This is a genomic window from Enterobacter sp. AN-K1, from assembly GCF_020971765.1.
In the GTDB taxonomy this organism is placed as follows: domain Bacteria; phylum Pseudomonadota; class Gammaproteobacteria; order Enterobacterales; family Enterobacteriaceae; genus Enterobacter; species Enterobacter hormaechei_C.
Map to the genome: position 1 here is coordinate 1,030,917 of NZ_CP087390.1, position 19,350 is coordinate 1,050,266.

At 53.7% G+C, this 19,350-nt stretch carries 19 protein-coding genes; 9 read left to right on the forward strand and 10 right to left on the reverse strand.

Annotation, left to right across the window (positions count from 1 at the left end):
• Positions 1-66 precede the first annotated feature (66 nt).
• On the forward strand, positions 67-321 hold the full coding sequence (gene xis, locus LOC22_RS04925; protein ID WP_229692509.1) for an excisionase Xis: 255 nt from the start codon (positions 67-69) through the stop codon (positions 319-321).
• Here the strand turns inward: xis and LOC22_RS04930 are convergent.
• The 5 genes from LOC22_RS04930 to rpoE form a co-directional block, all read right to left on the reverse strand.
• A complete protein-coding gene (locus LOC22_RS04930; protein WP_006811608.1) occupies positions 299-1,528 on the reverse strand; it encodes a tyrosine-type recombinase/integrase in 1,230 nt (409 codons plus the stop codon). The two genes, xis and LOC22_RS04930, sit on opposite strands and share 23 nt — an antisense overlap.
• A gap of 431 nt (positions 1,529-1,959) precedes the next feature.
• The gene (rseC, locus tag LOC22_RS04935) at positions 1,960-2,436 is read right to left on the reverse strand and encodes a SoxR-reducing system protein RseC (protein ID WP_006811609.1); all 477 of its coding nucleotides are present in this window, start codon (positions 2,434-2,436) and stop codon (positions 1,960-1,962) included.
• On the reverse strand, positions 2,433-3,386 hold the full coding sequence (gene rseB, locus LOC22_RS04940; protein ID WP_003860717.1) for a sigma-E factor regulatory protein RseB: 954 nt from the start codon (positions 3,384-3,386) through the stop codon (positions 2,433-2,435). Before rseB ends, rseC begins: the two co-directional genes overlap by 4 nt.
• A complete protein-coding gene (gene rseA, locus LOC22_RS04945) occupies positions 3,386-4,036 on the reverse strand; it encodes an anti-sigma-E factor RseA (protein WP_015572138.1) in 651 nt (216 codons plus the stop codon). The genes rseB and rseA overlap by 1 nt, the downstream gene beginning before the upstream one ends.
• A gap of 31 nt (positions 4,037-4,067) precedes the next feature.
• Positions 4,068-4,643, reverse strand: coding sequence for an RNA polymerase sigma factor RpoE (rpoE, locus tag LOC22_RS04950; protein ID WP_006176728.1), 576 nt, complete (start codon positions 4,641-4,643; stop codon positions 4,068-4,070).
• A gap of 425 nt (positions 4,644-5,068) precedes the next feature.
• On the opposite strand from rpoE, the gene nadB reads away from it, so the two are divergent.
• Complete coding sequence (nadB, locus tag LOC22_RS04955) at positions 5,069-6,688, forward strand: L-aspartate oxidase (RefSeq protein ID WP_230239406.1); 1,620 nt, start codon at positions 5,069-5,071, stop codon at positions 6,686-6,688.
• On the opposite strand, the gene trmN is transcribed toward nadB, so the two are convergent.
• Complete coding sequence (gene trmN, locus LOC22_RS04960) at positions 6,673-7,410, reverse strand: tRNA(1)(Val) (adenine(37)-N(6))-methyltransferase TrmN (protein ID WP_032649123.1); 738 nt, start codon at positions 7,408-7,410, stop codon at positions 6,673-6,675. The two genes, nadB and trmN, sit on opposite strands and share 16 nt — an antisense overlap.
• A 132-nt stretch (positions 7,411-7,542) precedes the next feature.
• Here trmN and srmB point away from each other — a divergent pair, with 132 nt between their 5' ends.
• The gene (srmB, locus tag LOC22_RS04965; RefSeq protein WP_017383554.1) at positions 7,543-8,871 is read left to right on the forward strand and encodes an ATP-dependent RNA helicase SrmB; all 1,329 of its coding nucleotides are present in this window, start codon (positions 7,543-7,545) and stop codon (positions 8,869-8,871) included.
• A gap of 52 nt (positions 8,872-8,923) precedes the next feature.
• Here srmB and grcA read toward each other — a convergent pair whose 3' ends face one another.
• The gene (grcA, locus tag LOC22_RS04970; RefSeq protein ID WP_003860727.1) at positions 8,924-9,307 is read right to left on the reverse strand and encodes an autonomous glycyl radical cofactor GrcA; all 384 of its coding nucleotides are present in this window, start codon (positions 9,305-9,307) and stop codon (positions 8,924-8,926) included.
• 315 nt (positions 9,308-9,622) lie between these two features.
• Between grcA and ung the strand changes: the two genes are divergently transcribed.
• The gene (gene ung / locus LOC22_RS04975; protein WP_003860729.1) at positions 9,623-10,312 is read left to right on the forward strand and encodes a uracil-DNA glycosylase; all 690 of its coding nucleotides are present in this window, start codon (positions 9,623-9,625) and stop codon (positions 10,310-10,312) included.
• A gap of 39 nt (positions 10,313-10,351) precedes the next feature.
• Here ung and LOC22_RS04980 read toward each other — a convergent pair whose 3' ends face one another.
• Positions 10,352-11,437 carry a tRNA/rRNA methyltransferase gene (locus LOC22_RS04980; protein WP_017383555.1) on the reverse strand — a complete coding sequence of 362 codons (1,086 nt, stop codon included), beginning with the start codon at positions 11,435-11,437 and terminating at the stop codon, positions 10,352-10,354.
• 204 nt (positions 11,438-11,641) lie between these two features.
• Between LOC22_RS04980 and trxC the strand changes: the two genes are divergently transcribed.
• The 5 genes from trxC to LOC22_RS05010 all read left to right on the forward strand — a co-directional run bounded on the left by trxC (position 11,642) and on the right by LOC22_RS05010 (position 17,363).
• Positions 11,642-12,061 carry a thioredoxin TrxC gene (trxC, locus tag LOC22_RS04985; RefSeq protein WP_032649129.1) on the forward strand — a complete coding sequence of 140 codons (420 nt, stop codon included), beginning with the start codon at positions 11,642-11,644 and terminating at the stop codon, positions 12,059-12,061.
• Positions 12,062-12,131: 70 nt separating this feature from the next.
• Positions 12,132-12,830 (forward strand): tRNA-uridine aminocarboxypropyltransferase, encoded by a 699-nt coding sequence (gene tapT / locus LOC22_RS04990; protein WP_015572132.1) that lies wholly within the window; start codon positions 12,132-12,134, stop codon positions 12,828-12,830.
• A gap of 35 nt (positions 12,831-12,865) precedes the next feature.
• Positions 12,866-15,529 carry a bifunctional acetate--CoA ligase family protein/GNAT family N-acetyltransferase gene (locus LOC22_RS04995; protein WP_015572131.1) on the forward strand — a complete coding sequence of 888 codons (2,664 nt, stop codon included), beginning with the start codon at positions 12,866-12,868 and terminating at the stop codon, positions 15,527-15,529.
• Between the two features lie 109 nt (positions 15,530-15,638).
• Complete coding sequence (gene pssA, locus LOC22_RS05005) at positions 15,639-16,994, forward strand: CDP-diacylglycerol--serine O-phosphatidyltransferase (protein WP_026094276.1); 1,356 nt, start codon at positions 15,639-15,641, stop codon at positions 16,992-16,994.
• A gap of 45 nt (positions 16,995-17,039) precedes the next feature.
• Positions 17,040-17,363, forward strand: a complete 324-nt coding sequence (locus LOC22_RS05010) for a YfiM family lipoprotein (RefSeq protein ID WP_003860739.1) — start codon at positions 17,040-17,042, stop codon at positions 17,361-17,363.
• Here LOC22_RS05010 and LOC22_RS05015 read toward each other — a convergent pair.
• Positions 17,360-18,667, reverse strand: coding sequence for an MFS family transporter (locus LOC22_RS05015; RefSeq protein ID WP_017383558.1), 1,308 nt, complete (start codon positions 18,665-18,667; stop codon positions 17,360-17,362). The two genes, LOC22_RS05010 and LOC22_RS05015, sit on opposite strands and share 4 nt — an antisense overlap.
• 151 nt (positions 18,668-18,818) lie before the next feature.
• Positions 18,819-19,271, reverse strand: a complete 453-nt coding sequence (locus tag LOC22_RS05020) for a DUF4385 domain-containing protein (RefSeq protein ID WP_039270055.1) — start codon at positions 19,269-19,271, stop codon at positions 18,819-18,821.
• Between the last annotated feature and the right edge of the window lie 79 nt (positions 19,272-19,350).

Below are 19,350 nucleotides of genomic sequence, written 5' to 3' on the forward strand. Positions count from 1 at the left end.
TCAAACGGCCCCGGTTGGGGCCCTTGGAGAACGAAGATGAGCAAAGCAACGAATAAATTTGAGCTGATGAGCACTAAAGACATCTGCGGGCAGCTGTGTATTTCCTCACGTACGCTCGAACGCTACAGGAAAAGAGCCCCAAACGAGAACCCTTTCCCTGAGCCAGATTGCGCTTACATGGGTGGACCCAATAAATGGCTCAGAACCAAAGTCACCGCCTGGCAGATTAAAGAGATGTCACGATCAACCCGTAAGCCGATGTCTCACCTGAACCTAACCCGTGATGATAAAGGCCGTCTCACCCGACCTGACGCGGCGTGAACTCCAGAATGTCGGGCTCGACGATGCTCATAAGTCGGGCCCACCACTTACCATATGCCACTCTCATTTCCTCAACATAGGTGTGCTTGTCGTACACTGACCACACACCAGGCAGTTTGTGGCCAAGCATTATTTCGGCGATATGCGGCTCGGTTAGCTCTGAGAAATTCGTTCGCGCAGTCCTGCGCAGATCATGAATAGTAAAGTGTGGGACCTGCTCGTTATAGGCCTTGAGCATGAACTTAACCAGGTTACTGCTGATGCTCATATGGAAGCCTTCACTCATCGGCTTGTCTTCATATTTTGAAAAAACAAAGCGTCCTGGCGCCAGCTCAATGGCCCGTTTTATCAGCGGGAGCATTTCCGGGATGATAGGTCGAATTATCGGTTTCTTTGTCTTCCGCCCTGTCTTGTGGTTTTCCCATGGAACAGTCCAGATCCCTTCTTCAAAATCAAAGTGTGCGACTTCAGCCTGCCGGAGTTCGCCAACCCTGCACGCCCATATCAGAGACAATTTATAGAGGATCTTGTTTCGCTCAATGAGGCGGGAATCCTCAATGGCTCGCCAGACAATCGCCAGTTCTTTACGGTCCAGGGTTCGCTCACCCATTTGTTTCTGGATGCCGAAATCACGCCCAGACATTTCTGACAGCGGGTTAACTTCCAGCAGTTGCCGTTTCACTGCCCAGGAATAACACTGTCGGCCGTTGCTGATCACGCGCCGGGTGATCTCGCTGTAACCCTGGGCCAATCTGTCCAGGACAGTGAGCCAGTTGTGTAGCGTGAGCTGATGCGCAGGGTATTTCCCGAGCTTGGGGAAAACGTGCAGTTCAAACGAGCGGAGGACCTGCCCGGCTGATTCTTTCTGAATGCAGACCATTGAGTGCCATTCACGGAACAGCTCTTCGAAGGTGTACTGGCTGTTAATCTTGGCTTTATCGAGGCTTTGCCTGATCCGAGGGTTTTCGCCACGGGCAAGAATAGCTGCCCACTTTGCGACTTCATCGCGCGCGGCTTTTAATCCGAACTCCGGATAGCTGCCGATCGTCATCTTGTCCTGTTTGCCCAGGAAGCGGAATCGGTAGAAAAAAGTAACGGCCCCCTTTTTGGAGATGCGTACCCACAGACCATCACGGTCTGCCTTTTCTTCAACTTTGTCTCGTTCGCGCCCAAGGCACGACTTTAGATAACTATCTGAAATAGCCATGATTTGTCCCTGCGTGTGTCCATCAGAACGGGAGGTTATGTGTCCATCATAGAATATGGACGCACTGGTGGACACAAAAACCATGACTTATGATGTCGTAGGTTGACTGTACATGCAAACAGTATAATTTTTGGAAAGGCTGATTTGATGGGGATCTTGAGGCGTTTTTGTCGGAGGTTTGCGGAGGCTGGCGGGGTATCAATTATCGATGTGAGCAATGATCGAAAAGTTACGTATGTTCTTCATATAGTTAAATAATTATGCCTTACGAATTCCTGGAGGCCGCTGTTCTTAGCCTGACGTTTTTCAGTGCGAAAACGCAGCATTCTACACTACATCCTCGTCAGCTGGAAATGCACTTAGAGCCAGGTATAGCGCGAAGAGACGGCGTTTTCTTTATTGCGATGTAAATAATAATAAAGCCCGGCAGATTACCGGGCCTCAGAAGAGAGCGTCTCAACACGAAGTTGGTCGGGTGCCAGTGCAACGCTGAGGATAACGGGCTGCCACGCTTCCCGGGCGGCAAGCCTTGGGGAAACGCCTTTAGCAAGCCAGAACCCGCCCACGCCGCCCAAAGCGGCACCGCACATGGCGGCCAAATCTGTGCCGAACAGCATCTGGAAAACCCCGCCCATCACGAACAGACCTGCCAGCGGAGAAAGGTAAACCAGCATGGCGGAAGTGAGCAGGCTACCTTCAGCGATGCCCAGCTCCACTTTTTGCCCTGCCACCAGCGGCTGATCGCTCGGCACAGCAATAGTGTGCGACGTTTGCGGCCCCAGCTTATTCAACACGCGGCTGCCGCAACCGGCTCGCGAAGCGCAGCTGCTGCATGATGCTTTAACGTCACAGCTGACAAGCGCTACGCCATCCTGCCAGGATACGACCGTGGCCCACTCTTTAATCATTGCGCAGCCCTGAATTTAATGCTGTCTGAAATACGTTTTGCCGTTGGCGGCGGTAATTCACCGACAATGGTAATTTCCGCATTATCGCGCACCGTCGTGCTGACCGTCCGGCGACCGGTACGGAGCATCTGTTCGGAACTGTTCGCCGTAGCGCGATTGATATTCACCGAGAAGCTAAACAGCCCATCGGAATAGAGTCGCGACTCAACCGGTGTTTCGATGGTTGGGAGCTGGCGACGGCTGCTGGAAACTTCGCTGAACCCTTGCGGGATCCAGGATGGTACCCAGTTAAAATTGACAGAATCGCCGGCAGGCACGGAAAGCAAAGGCGGCAGGCTGGCTTTGGCCAGATTCTGCATGCTGTTGCCAACCTGACTGTTCACATCGAAGGAGATCACGCGGAACTGCTCCAGCGTCTCACCGTCGCGATCGAGCAGATCAACGCGCATCGGAAGCTTCGTCTCTGCGTCAATCCAGACGATATAGCTGTAACGTGTCCCATCCCGCGCGACAACGCGGATCACTTCGCACAGCCTGTCGGCAATACGCGTTCGCCCCACCGAGATAAAATCATAGTAGGGGGCGAGACGTTTAAAATCGGTGTAAATGAGCGACGGCAGGGAGTCAACGATGTAGTCACCATTGAGCGTAAACGGCTCAAGGCCAGGCTCGAAATAGCTGATTTCGTTCCCACGCTGGACCACTTCCCGACGCGGGCCATCCATCTGTAAAAGCTGGGCGAGCGGCTGGTTATCAAGGCGGGCGTGGCGATAGCGTAACGATTCGACACCCTGCTTATTGATGCTGATAAATGCCAACTCGTAATTGAGTGACTGGCTGGCCAGGTTCATTTGCTGCAACAACGCCCCGGATGAAACATCAGCCGAGGCGTTAGCAGAGAAGAACAGGCTACCCGCCATCAAAGACATGGCGAACCAAAGTTGCTTCATTACTGCGATTGCGTTCCTAAAGTTTGGTTTCCTGGCACCTGCACAGCAGCCTGCTGGGTTTGGGCCTGCTCAAACTGAAGCTGCTCGGAGTGCAGACGGCGCTGCAACTCGTAATCCTGCAACATCGCATTAATGCGACGGCGCTGCTCCTGTACCTGCTGTTGCTGTCCGCCGCTTGCGGAGGCATCTGCCGGTACGCCCAGGCTAACCGGGCTGGCTTTACCCATCATCGGCAGCGTATTGAACACTGGCGCTTCAGGCTGCTGATTGGCTTCAGACTGAGTATTATAGTGCTGGACCCCAACGATAACTGCAAGCGATACGCACGCAGCGACCCCCATTTGGGTGAGCTGGCTGGCCCATGGACGCACCTTGTGCCAGAACGGCATTTTCTGCCATTGGTGAGGTGCAGGCTGCGCTTCAGGAATCAGCGGCGTGGTCTGATGAACAGGTTCGTTCTCAATGGCCGCCATAACGCGTGCTGAGATATCGAAATGGAGAACCTCGCTGGTATCACCGCGCAGAGAGTCGCGGATAAGATGATAGCTCTCCCAGGTCTGTTGCATTTCGGGAGAATGAGACAACTCATCGAGCAGCTCATTATCCAGCGTTTCACCATCCATTAAAGCGGAAAGTTTTTCTTTCTGCATGCCTAATACCTTTTCCAGTATCCCGCTATCGTCAACGCCTGATAAGCGGTTGAACTTTATTATCAATGGCTTCTCGCGCACGGAAAATTCGTGAACGAACCGTGCCGACCGGACAATCCATGATGGCGGCTATCTCTTCATAGCTTAGGCCATCCAGCTCCCGTAACGTAATTGCCATGCGTAAATCTTCCGGGAGCGACTCGATCGTGCGAAAAACGATTTGTCTCAGTTCTTCTGACAACATTAAGTTCTCAGGGTTCGAAATTTCTTTCAGCGCGCCGCCACTTTCGAAGTTTTCTGCGTCGATAGCGTCAACGTCACTTGAAGGCGGACGACGGCCCTGAGCAACCAAATAATTCTTAGCCGTATTGACTGCAATACGATACAGCCAGGTATAAAAAGCACTATCCCCCCGGAATGAATCCAGCGCGCGATAGGCCTTAATAAAAGACTCTTGCACCACATCAGGAACATCGCCTGACGGTACATAGCGGGAAACCAGACTCGCTACCTTATGCTGGTAGCGCACCACCAGTAGGTTAAAAGCTTTCTGATCTCCCTTCTGGACCCGTTCAACCAGGACCTGGTCCGTTAACTGCTCGCTCATCCGAGGTAATGTCTCCCCAAACCAAATTCCACGCGTTATCGAAACGCCACTCTAACAACATTGCACTTTGAGCAAGCACCGAATTAGAGTGTCTGTTCTTCAATAAGTTCCGTAACGCCTTTGTTTTTGTTCATCGCGCCGCAGACCGTTCATTTTCTCTCATTATAAGTCTGTTCACGATACGCACCCGCTTTCTGACAAGAATCATCAACTTTATCGTCAGAAGAGTAACGCAACACAGGCTTTATTTCACCACAAAATCTGAAGCTAACGATCTGCTTCGCAAAATATTTCCGGCCATTTAGCACAGATTTAACTTCCGGCCTTTCGTTTAGTCATTGCAACACACATCAAAAAAAACGTGCGATATCTCGCATCGCAATGCTATTCTCCCCACACCATGTTTAGTAAATTAAACAAACATCATGAACACGACGCCTGAACTTCATTGTGATGTACTGATCATCGGCAGCGGTGCTGCCGGCCTCTCCCTCGCACTGCGCCTGGCGGAACATCAGAACGTAATCGTGCTGAGTAAAGGGCCGATGAGCGAAGGTTCCACCTTCTATGCACAAGGCGGTATTGCCGCCGTGTTTGATGAAACGGATAGTATAGCCTCGCACGTAGAAGACACCCTGATTGCCGGCGCCGGGATCGTGGATGAGCATGCGGCAGAGTTTGTCGCCAGCAATGCCCGCCACTGCGTGCAATGGCTTATCGATCAGGGCGTGCTGTTTGATACGCATGTTCAGCCTAATGGTGAAGAGAGCTATCACCTGACCCGTGAAGGCGGGCACAGCCACCGCCGTATTCTGCACGCTGCTGATGCAACCGGAAAAGCGGTTGAAACCACGCTGGTCAGCAAAGCCCTCAGCCATCCTAATATTCGGGTGCTGGAGCGCAGCAATGCCGTCGACCTGATTATTTCCGATAAGATTGGCCTGCCCGGCACGCGCCGTGTTGTCGGCGCATGGGTGTGGAATCGGAATAAAGAGAAGGTGGAAACCTGCCAGGCAAAAGCCGTTGTGCTGGCGACTGGCGGCGCCTCCAAGGTTTACCAGTACACGACTAACCCGGATATCGCCTCCGGAGACGGTATCGCCATGGCCTGGCGCGCAGGCTGCCGCGTGGCGAATATGGAGTTTAATCAGTTCCATCCTACCGCCCTTTTCCACCCGCAGGCACGTAACTTCCTGTTAACTGAAGCGTTGCGCGGCGAAGGCGCGTATCTGAAGCGTCCGGACGGTTCCCGGTTTATGCCGGACTTCGCCCCCCGAGGTGAACTTGCCCCGCGGGATATCGTGGCCCGCGCCATTGACCACGAGATGAAGCGGCTTGGCGTCGACTGTATGTATCTGGACATTAGCCATAAACCGGAAGACTTTATTCGCCAGCACTTCCCGATGATTTATGAAAAGCTGCTGAGTCTGGGTATTGATTTAACCCGCGATCCGGTGCCGATTGTACCTGCCGCACACTATACCTGTGGCGGGGTGATGGTTGACGATCATGGTCGTACCGACGTGGATGGTTTGTATGCGATCGGCGAGGTCAGCTACACCGGCCTGCATGGTGCGAATCGCATGGCCTCAAACTCGCTGCTGGAGTGTCTGGTGTATGGGTGGTCGGCTGCGGAAGATATTACCAAACGCATGCCCTATGCACGTCCGACAACACACTTGCCGGCATGGGATGAAAGTCGGGTAGAAAACCCGGACGAACTGGTGGTTATTCAGCATAACTGGCACGAGCTGCGGCTTTTCATGTGGGATTATGTCGGGATTGTACGCACAACGAAGCGTCTGGAACGCGCGTTACGCCGCATCATGATGTTGCAGCAGGAAATTGATGAATATTACGCCAACTTCCGCGTTTCTAATAATCTGCTGGAGCTGCGCAACCTTGTGCAGGTTGCCGAGCTGATTGTGCGCTGTGCGATGATGCGCAAAGAGAGCCGTGGCCTGCATTATACGCTGGACTATCCCGAACCGCTTGAAATGTCCGGCCCGTCGGTGTTGACGCCGCAGGTTCACATAAACAGATAAAAGGCCTGGGTCAGGGCAGTGTAATCTTCGGAATAACGCTGGTCTGGCCCACGAATGACCATCCTGTCGATAAAGCATTCCCCCTCTTTCGGCGAGAGCGCCAGCAACACGCGGTGCGGTAAGCGTCCTTCCGTATCCGAAATATCGGTACGAAGACGCAGATTCCAGCCGATCCCCCGTGCGATCTCAATGAAGGTATTACCCGTGCTTTCAGGCAAGACCACGCAGAAAAATCCCTCTTCCGAGATGAGCTCCGCCGCACTGGTCAGTAGCGCCTTGTGATCGAGCGAGCCGGTGTAACGTGCCTGCTCGCGTTCTGGCGTTCCACATTCCACGCCTGGCGTGAAATACGGCGGATTGCTGACAATCAAATCGTAACGCGCGGTTTGCTCCGGCGCCCAGGTCAGGACATCGGCGCATTCTACCCTGATGCGATCTGCCCACGGAGAGTCGGCAGCGTTTTCACTTGCCTGCCGGGACGCCTGAGGGTCAAGCTCAACGGCGTCGATCGTGACGTGTTCTTCCGTTCGCTGCGCCAGCATCAGCGCCTGAAGTCCGCTGCCCGTACCAATATCCAGAATGCGTTTTACACCTGCGACAGGCGCCCATGCACCCAGTAAAATACCGTCTGTGCCGACTTTCATCGCACAACGATCGTGCGCCACAAAAAACTGTTTAAACGTAAAACCATCGCGGCGCAACTGCGCTTTGAGTTGAGACATGTCAGGACAACCTTCTGAGTGAAACTGGAGTAGCATAGGGGAAAGCGAAGTGGTCGAAAAGCGATATCCATACAAACAGATGAAGATTACAGCCGTAACGTCTATAATCAGCGCCCCACACAGAGGTAGAACATGACTGTAACGACTTTTTCCGAACTTGAACTCGATGAAAGCCTGCTCAATGCCCTTGAGAGCAAAGGCTTTACACGCCCGACCGCCATTCAGGCCGCGGCCATTCCGCCTGCGCTTGAGGGCCGCGATGTGCTCGGTTCTGCGCCAACCGGCACGGGGAAGACAGCAGCCTACTTGCTGCCTGTGTTGCAGCATTTGCTCGACTTTCCGCGTAAAAAATCAGGCCCGCCGCGCATTTTGATCCTGACCCCGACCCGTGAACTGGCGATGCAGGTTGCCGAACACGCGCGTGAGCTGGCGGCGAACACCCATCTGGATATCGCGACCATCACCGGTGGCGTAGCGTATATGAACCACGCCGAAGTGTTCAGCGAAAACCAGGATATCGTTGTCGCGACGACGGGCCGTCTGCTGCAATACATAAAAGAAGAGAACTTCGACTGCCGCGCGGTGGAAACGCTGATTCTCGATGAAGCTGACCGCATGCTGGACATGGGCTTTGCCCAGGATATCGAACACATCGCGGGTGAAACGCGCTGGCGTAATCAGACAATGCTGTTCTCGGCAACCCTTGAAGGGGATGCCATTAAAGATTTCGCCGAACGTCTGCTGGAAGATCCGGTGGAAGTGTCCGCTACGCCATCGACCCGTGAGCGTAAGAAGATCCACCAGTGGTACTACCGCGCAGATAACCTTGAGCATAAGGTTGAGTTGTTGAAACACCTGCTGAAGCAGGAAGAGGCAACCCGTACCATCGTCTTCGTACGCAAACGTGAGCGCGTGCATGAGCTGGCAGAAATGCTGCGCAACGCCGGCATTAACAACTGCTATCTCGAAGGTGAAATGGCGCAGGTTAAGCGAACCGAAGGGATTAAGCGCCTGACCGATGGCCGCGTGAATGTGCTGGTTGCCACCGATGTTGCCGCGCGTGGGATCGACATCCCGGACGTGAGCCACGTAATCAACTTTGATATGCCGCGCAGCGGTGATACTTACCTGCACCGTATTGGTCGTACCGGCCGTGCGGGCCGCAAAGGTATTGCTATCTCTCTGGTAGAAGCGCACGACCATCTGCTGCTACAGAAAATTGGCCGCTACGTTGAGGAGCCGCTGAAAGCTCGCGTGATTGACGGGCTTCGTCCGACCACACGTGCGCCGAGTGAAAAAATGACGGGTAAACCGTCCAAGAAAGCGCTCGCGAAACGTGCTGAGAGAAAAGAGAAAGAAAAAGAGAAGCCGCGCGTTAAACAGCGCCACCGCGATACCAAAAATATTGGTAAGCGCCGTAAGCCAAGCTCTGCTGCGCCAGAGACAAAAACGGAAGAGTAAAAAAAAGCCGGGACATTCCCGGCTTTTTTATTCCCCCCCCGAAGCTGAAACCTTACAGGCTTTCAGTAAAGGTACGCGCGATAACGTCGCGCTGCTGTTCCGGGGTCAGAGAGTTGAAACGCACCGCATAGCCAGACACACGGATGGTCAGCTGCGGGTATTTTTCCGGATGCTCAACGGCATCCATCAGCGTTTCGCGACGCAGGACGTTAACGTTCAGGTGCTGACCGCCTTCCACGCGTACTTCTGGTTGCACTTGCATTGGAATTTCACGGTATTCAATTTCGCCCAGTTTGCTCACCGGAACGATTTCGTCTTCCGCAAAACCTGCTTTCGCTACTACACAGCGCGCTTCGTTTTTCTCGCTGTCCAGCAGCCAGAAAGAGTTCAGCAGATCGTCATTTGCAGCTTTAGTAATCTGGATACCTGTAATCATGTGTTGCCTCCCTTAGGCTACATTAACTGATGCTGGCCTTTTGCGGCCAATTGGTAAAACCATTGTTTGTTGTGTGTATATATAACATTCAGACACGGGTGATTTATTGATTTAAATCAACAAAACCACCAACCACACAAAGAGTGTGGTCTGTATTTTTTGTTTTAGATCAATTTTAAAGGTTTACCAATTCAACTTATCCTGCCTGGTTTTCAACATAAATTGAGACACTTAGCCTGCTTTTCCGCGGGTAATTTTGCTCATTGGGGTTTAACAGGTAAGCTAGACACAGAATGAGATCCGCAGGAGAGCGAGATGACAACACCTTTAACCTGGCATGACGTGCTGGCAGAAGAGAAGCAGCAGCCCTATTTTATTAACACCCTCAGTACCGTTGCGGCTGAACGGCAGGCCGGCCAGACAATTTATCCGCCGCAGAAAGATGTGTTTAACGCCTTCCGCTACACCGAACTGAGCGATGTAAAGGTGGTTATCCTGGGGCAGGATCCATACCACGGCCCCGGGCAGGCTCACGGACTGGCATTTTCCGTGCGTCCGGGCGTAGCCATCCCCCCTTCTCTGCTGAATATGTATAAAGAGCTGGAAGGAACGATTCCGGGTTTTACCCGCCCTAATCACGGTTATCTGGAAAGCTGGGCGCGCCAGGGCGTGCTGTTGCTGAATACCGTATTAACCGTCCGGGCGGGTCAGGCACACTCCCACGCCAGTCTGGGATGGGAAACCTTTACCGATAAGGTTATCAGCCTGATCAATGAGCATCGTGAAGGCGTCGTGTTTTTACTCTGGGGATCGCACGCACAAAAGAAAGGGGCGATTATCGATCGTCAGCGTCATCACGTGCTGAAGGCACCGCACCCGTCGCCGCTGTCTGCGCATCGCGGTTTCTTTGGCAGTAATCATTTTGTTCTGACGAATGAGTGGCTGGAAAAGCGCGGCGAAAAGCCGATTGACTGGATGCCTGTGTTACCGGCAGAGAGCGAGTAGGGTTTGAATGTGCCGGGTCAGGCCCGGCACATAAAAGGCTTATGCCTTGTTCTGACGCCACCATTCCGCCAGCAGCACGCCGGTCGCAACGGATACGTTCAGGCTTTCAACGTTGCCAGTGCCGTCGATAGAGACGCTCAGGTCAGCGCTGGAGAGTGCCGCATCAGACAGACCATCACGCTCCTGACCTAACACCAGCACCATTTTGCGCGGCAGCGTCGCTTTAAACAGCGGCGTAGCGGCACGGCTTGAGGTGGTGACAATGGTGTAGCCCGCTTTACGGAATTGCTCCAGGGCTTCCAGCACGCTGTCGCCGGTGATCGGCTGAACGTGCTCTGCACCGCCTTCCGCGGTACGAATCGCCGCACCGGATTCCAGCAGCGCGGCATCCTGCAACAGAACGCCTTTCACGCCAAAGTGCGCGCAGCTACGCATCATAGCGCCCAGGTTATGCGGGTTACCCACATCTTCCAGCGCCAGCACGCAGTCATCGGCATCCGCCTGGCTAACCCACTGCTGCACGGTAGTGCCGTTACGTTTTTTGATCAGGAAGCAGACGCCGCCGTGGTGTTCTGTACCGGACGCTTTTGTCAGCTCGGCATCGTCAACCACGTGGTAGGCTTTGCGGTTCGCCGCCATCCAGCGCAGCGCTTCTTTGAAGCGCGGGGTCACGCTCTGAATAAACCATGCACGAACGATACACTCCGGGCGGCTCTGGAACAGGGCCTGACAGGCGTTCTCACCGTAGACACGGGTCTCTTCCGCACGCTGACGACGCAACACTTCCGGATCGATAAAGCTTTTTCCGCTGATACCGCCGTGATCGGCTTTTTCGGTCGCCTCTTCACCGGGCGCGCGAGAAACGGTACGCCATGGCGATCCACCGTCACGGACAACATCATCGCGTTTGCGATCGTCACGCTTACGGTCATCACGTTTGCGGTCATCGCCGCGGTTATTTCTGTCATCGCGGGCGGGGCGACGGCCACCGTCTGCACGAGAAGACGCCGGACGCCCGCCACCTTTTCCGGTACGCGGATTTTGGGTGCGTTTATCAGAGTCATCATCACTGCGGACATACATCACTTTGACCTTGCCGCTTTTGTTTTTCATTTCGTCGTTCATGCTTTTCTCCACCAGCGCTGCGCGAAGCGCGCAGATTACCCGATGTGCAAGCTCATAGCCATAATTTCGTACAAAAGCCTGTGACTATTGTTCCCATTGAATAAAACGCATTGTCGTTTCATACAAGCTCACTGATAATATGTAACATATCAGAAACATTATCGGCGTTCTGCCGTTGTTCCACGGCTCTATCAGAGGTTAGTTATGAATACCGTATGTGCCAACTGTCAGGCTGTAAACCGCATTCCGGACGACCGGATGGATGACGGTGCGAAATGCGGGCGTTGTGGCCACGAATTATTTGATGGCGATGTCATTAACGCGACGGGTGCTACGCTGGACAAACTCCTCAAGGACGATCTGCCTGTTGTGGTCGATTTCTGGGCACCGTGGTGCGGCCCCTGCCGTAACTTTGCGCCCATCTTCGAAGACGTGGCTGAAGAGCGCAGCGGGAAAATGCGTTTTGTCAAAGTGAATACCGAAGCGGAACGTGAACTCAGCGCCCGTTTTCGCATTCGCAGCATTCCAACCATTATGATTTTCAAAAATGGTGAAGTGATCGACATGCTCAATGGTGCAGTACCGAAAGCGCCTTTCGACAGCTGGTTAAACGAATCCCTGTAACATTCGCGGGGCATACCTTGTGCCCCGTTCGCTCCTCTGCGAAAATGAGGTTTTTCCTGCCTTTTCGCCCATGACTGATAACGCTGTACTTCAATTACGCGCCGAGCGCCTTGCGCGCGCCACCCGCCCTTTTCTGGCCCGAGGCAATCGTATTCGCCGCTGCCAGCGCTGCCTTTTACCGCTGAAAGTGTGTCTGTGCGAAACGCTTGCACCGAGCGAGGCGAAAAGCCGCTTTTGTCTGGTCATGTTCGATACCGAACCGATGAAGCCCAGCAACACGGGGCGTTTGATCGCCGATATTCTGCCCAACACCGCAGCGTTTCAGTGGTCGCGCACTGAGCCACCTCAGGCTCTGCTCGACCTGGTGGCAAGCCCGGACTATCAGCCCATGGTCGTTTTCCCGGCATCATATGCAGGCGAACAACGTCAGGTGCTTACGGCGCCACCATCCGGTAAGCCGCCGCTGTTTATTATGCTCGACGGCACCTGGACCGAAGCGAGAAAGATGTTTCGCAAAAGCCCTTACCTTGATGCGCTGCCGGTGATTTCCGTCGATCTGTCGCGCGTTTCGGCCTATCGCTTGCGTGAAGCGCATGCCGACGGTCAATATTGCACCGCTGAAGTCGCTATTGCGCTACTGGATCTGGCGGGCGATACCCAGGCGGCCGGCGCGCTGGGCTCCCACTTCTCCTGCTTCCGTGAACGTTATCTTGCGGGAAAAACCGTTCATAAGGGTAGCGTCACAGCAACAGAGACAGAAAGCGTTTAAAATCATCAGGTCGCTTGCATTCACGGGAGGCCTGCATGAGCCAGAGAGGGTTAGAAGCGCTACTCCGTCCGAAATCCATTGCCGTTATTGGCGCCTCGATGAAACCGGACCGCGCAGGGTATCTGATGATGCGTAACCTGCTGGCTGGCGGGTTTAACGGCCCGGTCATGCCCGTTACGCCCGCTTATAAAGCGGTACAGGGAGTACTGGCGTGGCCGGATGTGCAGAGCCTGCCTTTCGTTCCCGACCTCGCCGTGCTCTGTACACATGCGAAACGAAACCTCGAACTGCTTGAGTCGCTCGGTCAGAAAGGCTGTAAAACCTGCATTATTCTTTCCTCGCCTCCTGAACAGCAGCCCGAACTGCTGGCCTGCGCCAGCCGCTACCAGATGCGCATTCTTGGTCCAAACAGCCTCGGCCTACTTGCGCCCTGGCAAGGGCTGAATGCCAGTTTTTCCCCGGTTCCGATCCGTAAAGGCAAACTGGCCTTTATTTCGCAGTCGGCTGCGGTATCCAATACCATCCTCGACTGGGCGCAGCAGCGTGAGATGGGCTTTTCCTACTTCATCGCTTTGGGCGACAGCCTGGACATTGACGTCGATGAGCTGCTGGATTTCCTGGCGCGTGACAGCAAAACCAGCGCTATCCTGCTCTACCTTGAACACCTGAGCGACGCCCGTCGTTTTGTGTCGGCGTCGCGTAGCGCATCGCGAAATAAACCGATACTGGTCATCAAAAGCGGGCGCAGCCCCGCGGCTCAGCGCCTGCTACATTCCCGTTCCGGGATGGATCCCGCATGGGATGCAGCGATCCAGCGCGCCGGTTTACTGCGGGTACAGGATACGCACGAGCTTTTTTCCGCCGTCGAAACGTTAAGCCACATGCGCCCCCTGCGCGGTGAAAAACTGATGATTGTCAGCAACGGTGCCGCTCCCGCCGCCCTGGCGCTGGACGAGCTCTGGCTACGCAACGGCAAGCTGGCCACGCTGGGTGAAGAGACGCTACAGCGCCTGCGGGACGCGTTACCGGGAAGCGTTGTTCCCGATAATCCCCTCGATTTGCGCGATGATGCCAGCAGCGATCGTTACATTAAGGCGATCACGATTTTGCTCGATAGCCAGGACTTTGATGCGCTGATGATTATCCATTCGCCCAGCGCGGTTGCGCCAGGCAGCGAAAGTGCGCGTGCGCTGATTGAGGCAGTCCGAAAACATCCCCGCGGCAAATACGTTACCCTGCTGACCAACTGGTGCGGCGAGTTCTCCTCCCAGGAGGCACGGCGTCTGTTTAGTGAAGCCGGGTTGCCAACCTACCGTACCCCGGAGGGCACCATTACCGCGTTTATGCATATGGTTGAATACCGCCGCAACCAGAAGCAGCTGCGTGAAACGCCTGCCCTGCCGGGCAATCTCACCGCAAATTCGGTGGATGTGCACAGGCTTTTGCAGCAGGCCATCGAAGAGGGCGCCGCTTCTCTTGACACACATGAGGTGCAACCCATTCTTGGCAGTTATGGAATGCAAACCCTGCCCACCTGGATTGCCGGCGACAGCGCTGAGGCGGTACATATCGCTGAGCAGATTGGTTATCCGGTCGCGCTGAAGCTGCGCTCTCCCGATATTCCGCACAAATCGGATGTGCAGGGCGTCATGCTGTATCTGCGCACCGCGACAGAAGTGCAACAGGCCGCGGATGCCATTATCGATCGCGTAAAAATGACGTGGCCACAGGCCCGGATCCACGGCCTGCTGGTGCAGAGCATGGCCAACCGTGCGGGTGCACAGGAGCTGCGCGTGGTTGTCGAACACGATCCGGTTTTTGGTCCGCTCATTATGCTGGGTGAAGGCGGCGTTGAGTGGCGGCCAGAAGAACAGGCGGTTGTCGCGCTTCCTCCTCTAAACATGAACCTGGCGCGTTATTTGATTATTCAGGCCATCAAAAGCAAAAAAATCCGCGGGAGAAGCGCTCTGCGGCCGCTTGATATCGCCGGATTAAGCCAGTTTCTGGTGAAGGTCTCCAACCTCATTGTTGACTGTGCGGAGATCCAGCGCCTGGATATCCACCCCCTTCTTGCCTCCGGAAATGAATTTACCGCGCTGGACGTGACGCTGGATATTGCGCCCTTTATCGGTGATCGGGAAAGCCGTCTCGCCATTCGTCCTTATCCTCTTCATCTGGAAGAGTGGGTGGAGATGAAAAATGGGGAACGGGCGCTGTTTCGCCCTATCCTGCCGGAAGACGAGCCGCTGCTGCGGGCGTTCATCTCGCAGGTGACGAAGGAAGATTTGTACTATCGCTATTTCAGCGAAATCAATGAATTTACCCACGACGATTTAGCCAATATGACCCAGATCGACTACGATCGAGAAATGGCGATTGTGGCGGTCCGCCGTTCCGGAGCGGGAGAGGAGATCCTCGGCGTGACGCGTGCCATTTCCGACCCGGATAATGTGGATGCGGAGTTTGCCGTACTGGTGCGTTCCGATCTTAAGGGTTTGGGGTTGGGCAGACGGCTGCTCGAAAAACTCATTGGTTATACGCGCGATCACGGATTGTCACGCCTGAATGGCATTACTATGCCAAACAATCGGGGTATGGTGACCCTGGCGCGGAAGCTCGGTTTTGACGTTGATATCCAGCTGGATGAAGGCATTGTCTCTCTGTCCCTCAGCCTGATTTCGACGGATAAACAAGAGTAAGCTGCTGGAAATGTTACCCACTTTTCGCGGCACTGGGGTATCATTGTCCGCTTATGTTGTTTGCCTGGTACAGACAACCCTTCAATGAACAGAGAAGAAACGCACTGTGATGTTGTCAAAATTTAAGCGTAATAAACATCAACAACACCTTGCTCAACTACCGAAGATTTCTCAGTCAGTTGATGATGTAGAGTTCTTTTATGCTCCCGCTCATTTCCGGGAGACGCTTCTTGAAAAGATTGCCAGCGCTACGCGACGTATTTGTATTGTGGCGCTCTATCTTGAACAAGATGAAGGTGGGCGTGCGATCCTGAACGCGCTCTATGAAGCGAAACGTCAGCGTCCGGAACTGGATGTTCGCGTGCTGGTTGACTGGCACCGCGCTCAGCGCGGCCGTATTGGTGCGGCTGCCTCGAATACCAATGCTGACTGGTATTGCCGCACGGCCCAGGAAAATCCGGGTATTGATATCCCGGTGTATGGCGTACCGGTGAATACCCGTGAAGCGCTTGGCGTTCTTCATTTTAAAGGATTTATCATTGATGACAGCGTCCTTTATAGCGGTGCCAGCCTGAATGATGTGTATCTCCATCAGCTCGATAAATACCGTTACGATCGCTACCATCTGATCCGCAATCCGCAGATGGCCGACATCATGTTCAACTGGGTTGATAAAAACCTGGTTCATGGCCGGGGTGTGCACCGTCTTGACGATCCTCATCGTCCGAAAAGCCCGGAAATCAAAAACGACGTTCGCTCCTTCCGCCAGGAACTGCGCGATGCGGTTTATCGTTTTCAGGGGGATGCCAGTAATGAAGAACTGTCCGTTACGCCTCTGGTAGGCCTGGGAAAATCCAGCCTGCTGAACAAGACCATCTTCCATTTGATGCCGTGCGCGGAGCATAAGCTCACCATCTGCACCCCGTACTTCAACCTTCCCGCCGTTCTGGTGCGTAATATCATTCAGCTGCTGCGTGATGGTAAAAAGGTGGAAATTATTGTCGGGGATAAAACGGCAAATGACTTTTTCATTCCGGAAGATCAACCTTTCAAGATCATCGGCGCACTGCCTTATCTCTATGAGATTAACCTGCGCCGCTTCCTGAGCCGTTTACAGTACTATGTGAACACGGACCAGCTGGTTGTGCGTCTCTGGAAAGATGAAGACAACAGCTATCACCTCAAAGGAATGTGGGTGGATGATGAGTGGATGCTGCTGACCGGTAATAATCTCAACCCACGCGCCTGGCGTCTGGATCTGGAAAACGCCATCCTTATTCACGATCCTCAGCATGCGTTAGCCGCGAAACGCGATCGTGAGCTGGAGCTTATACGCACGCATACTACAGTGGTTCGTCATTATCGCGATCTGCAAAGCATCGCTGATTATCCGGTGAAAGTTCGCAAGCTGATTCGCCGTCTACGTCGGATCCGTATCGACCGCCTCATCAGCCGCATTCTGTAATACACGAGCCCTGTCATCGACGGGGCTTTTTTATGGAGTCTGTTAATGCGTACGCCTTTCCTGATAATCCCTCTTTTCCTGACCGGTTGCAGCCATATGGCTAATGATAACTGGTCGGGTCAGGATAAAGCTCAACACTTTCTGGCGTCTGCAATGTTGTCCGCTGCGGGTAATGAATATGCGCTGCACCAGGGTTATAGCCGGGATCGAAGTGCCACAATGGGGCTGATGTTCTCCATCAGCCTGGGGGCATCAAAAGAACTTTGGGATAGCCGCCCCTCGGGAAGCGGCTGGAGCTGGAAAGATTTTGCCTGGGACGTAGCCGGGGCAACAACCGGCTACGCCGTCTGGCAGATGGCGCATTATTAAAGGCGGATCCCTTTTCCTTTACGATGCAGCATCAGGGAGACAATAAACGCCAGCGCCCCCATGATGGTGACATACCAGAAAAAGGTCGATTCACTGCCCCATGACTTAAGGGATAGCGCGACATACTCTGCCGAACCGCCGAACAGGGCGTTAGCGACCGCATAAGAGAGGCCTACGCCCAGCGCCCTCACCTGTGCGGGAAACATTTCCGCTTTCAAAATGCCACTGATTGCCGTGTAAAAACTAATAATAATAAGTGCCACCATAATCAAAGCGAAAGCGGCATAGGGAGAGGTTGTATGCTGTAGCGCCGTCAAAAGCGGAACAGTCCCCAGGGTGAGCATGCCACCAAAGATCAGCATGGAGGTGCGGCGACCTATTTTGTCCGACAGCGCGCCAACAATCGGCTGTATGAGCATAAAGACCAGTAACGCCACCGTCATGACGACGCTCGCAACGTTAGCATGCATGCCCGTGGTGTTGACCAGATATTTTTGCATATAGGTGGTGAAGGTATAGAAGCTTAGCGAGCCTGCGGCGGTAAAGCCTAATACCATCAAAAACGCTTTGCGGTTTCGCCACAGCCCTTTCATCGAACCGGCTTCTTTCAGCGCCCTGACCTCCTGCTGGGAGGTTTCATCAAGCTGACGGCGTAACCACAGCGCCACAACCGCCAGGGCAGCCCCCAGGGCAAACGGGATGCGCCAGCCCCAGGCGCGTAAATCTTCATCGCTAAGGATTTGTTGAAGGATCACCACAACCAGTAACGCCAGCAGCTGACCGCCAATGAGGGTTACATACTGGAATGATGCATAGAAACCTTTGCGCCCTTCAACAGCTACTTCGCTCATGTATGTCGCGCTGGTGCCGTATTCGCCACCCACTGACAGCCCCTGGAACAGGCGTGCCAGCAGCAACAACGCCGGTGCCCATGTTCCGATAGTGTCATATCCGGGCAGGCAAGCAATCACCAGCGAGCCGACGCACATCATGCATACGGAGATGAGCATGGATGTCTTGCGCCCTTTCCTGTCCGCGATCCTGCCGAACAGCCATCCGCCAATGGGACGCATCAGGAACCCGGCGGCAAAAACGCCTGCGGTTTGCAGAAGCTGCGTTGTAGTGTTCCCTGACGGGAAGAAGATATGTGCAAAGTAGAGTGAACAAAATGAATAGACGTAAAAATCAAACCACTCTACAAGGTTCCCCGATGAAGCTCCAACGATTGCCCAAACCCGACGGCGAGTATCCTTGCCTGCTAAACTTGTGTTATCCGTATCTGCACTGGCTACGGTTTCTGTCATTTTAAAATCCCCTGTCTCACATTGCGGGCCATTGCCCACAAACAGTAAAACCGGATTTAAAACGAATCGTTAGGTAAATAAAATGTTTCCAATATGTTTCATTGGATTTTGTGAACTCGATCAGGTATCGAATTATTAGCGGACGTAGTAATTATCCCCACGCTTGCTGGTGAGCCTTTTTTCGCTGCAAATAATCTTCATCAGCACGAATTTTATCCCACCACGTTTTGAACACCGCAGCGGCTTCTGCTTTTACTGGATCGTGATCGAGGGGTTTGACCTGGCGCTTCTCATCATACTTTTTACCGCCTTTATGATTGGCGTATCGCCGGGCACGGGTGTATCCCATCTGTATGAATTTACGCGCCATATCCATGCCGACAAAATCGTTTTTCCTGCGGTATTCTTCAAAAAGGGCGTAGATCTCTTCTGCCGAACGCGCTGCGACTTCAGCATTTTTATAACGCCAGTGCGGCAGGATTTCGCTTTTATAAGGCTCGACCATCAATACGCCCTGCTCACCCCGGCCAACCTGATACCATTCGGGATGTTCGCGAAAATTAATATTGGCAAAATCTTGTTGATAATCAAAGGGACGAGTCAAAGCGGCACCATTGTTAAAATTGTTTTAACAATTGTAGGCCGGATAAGGGGAAGCCGCCATCCGGCATGTTTTCTACGTA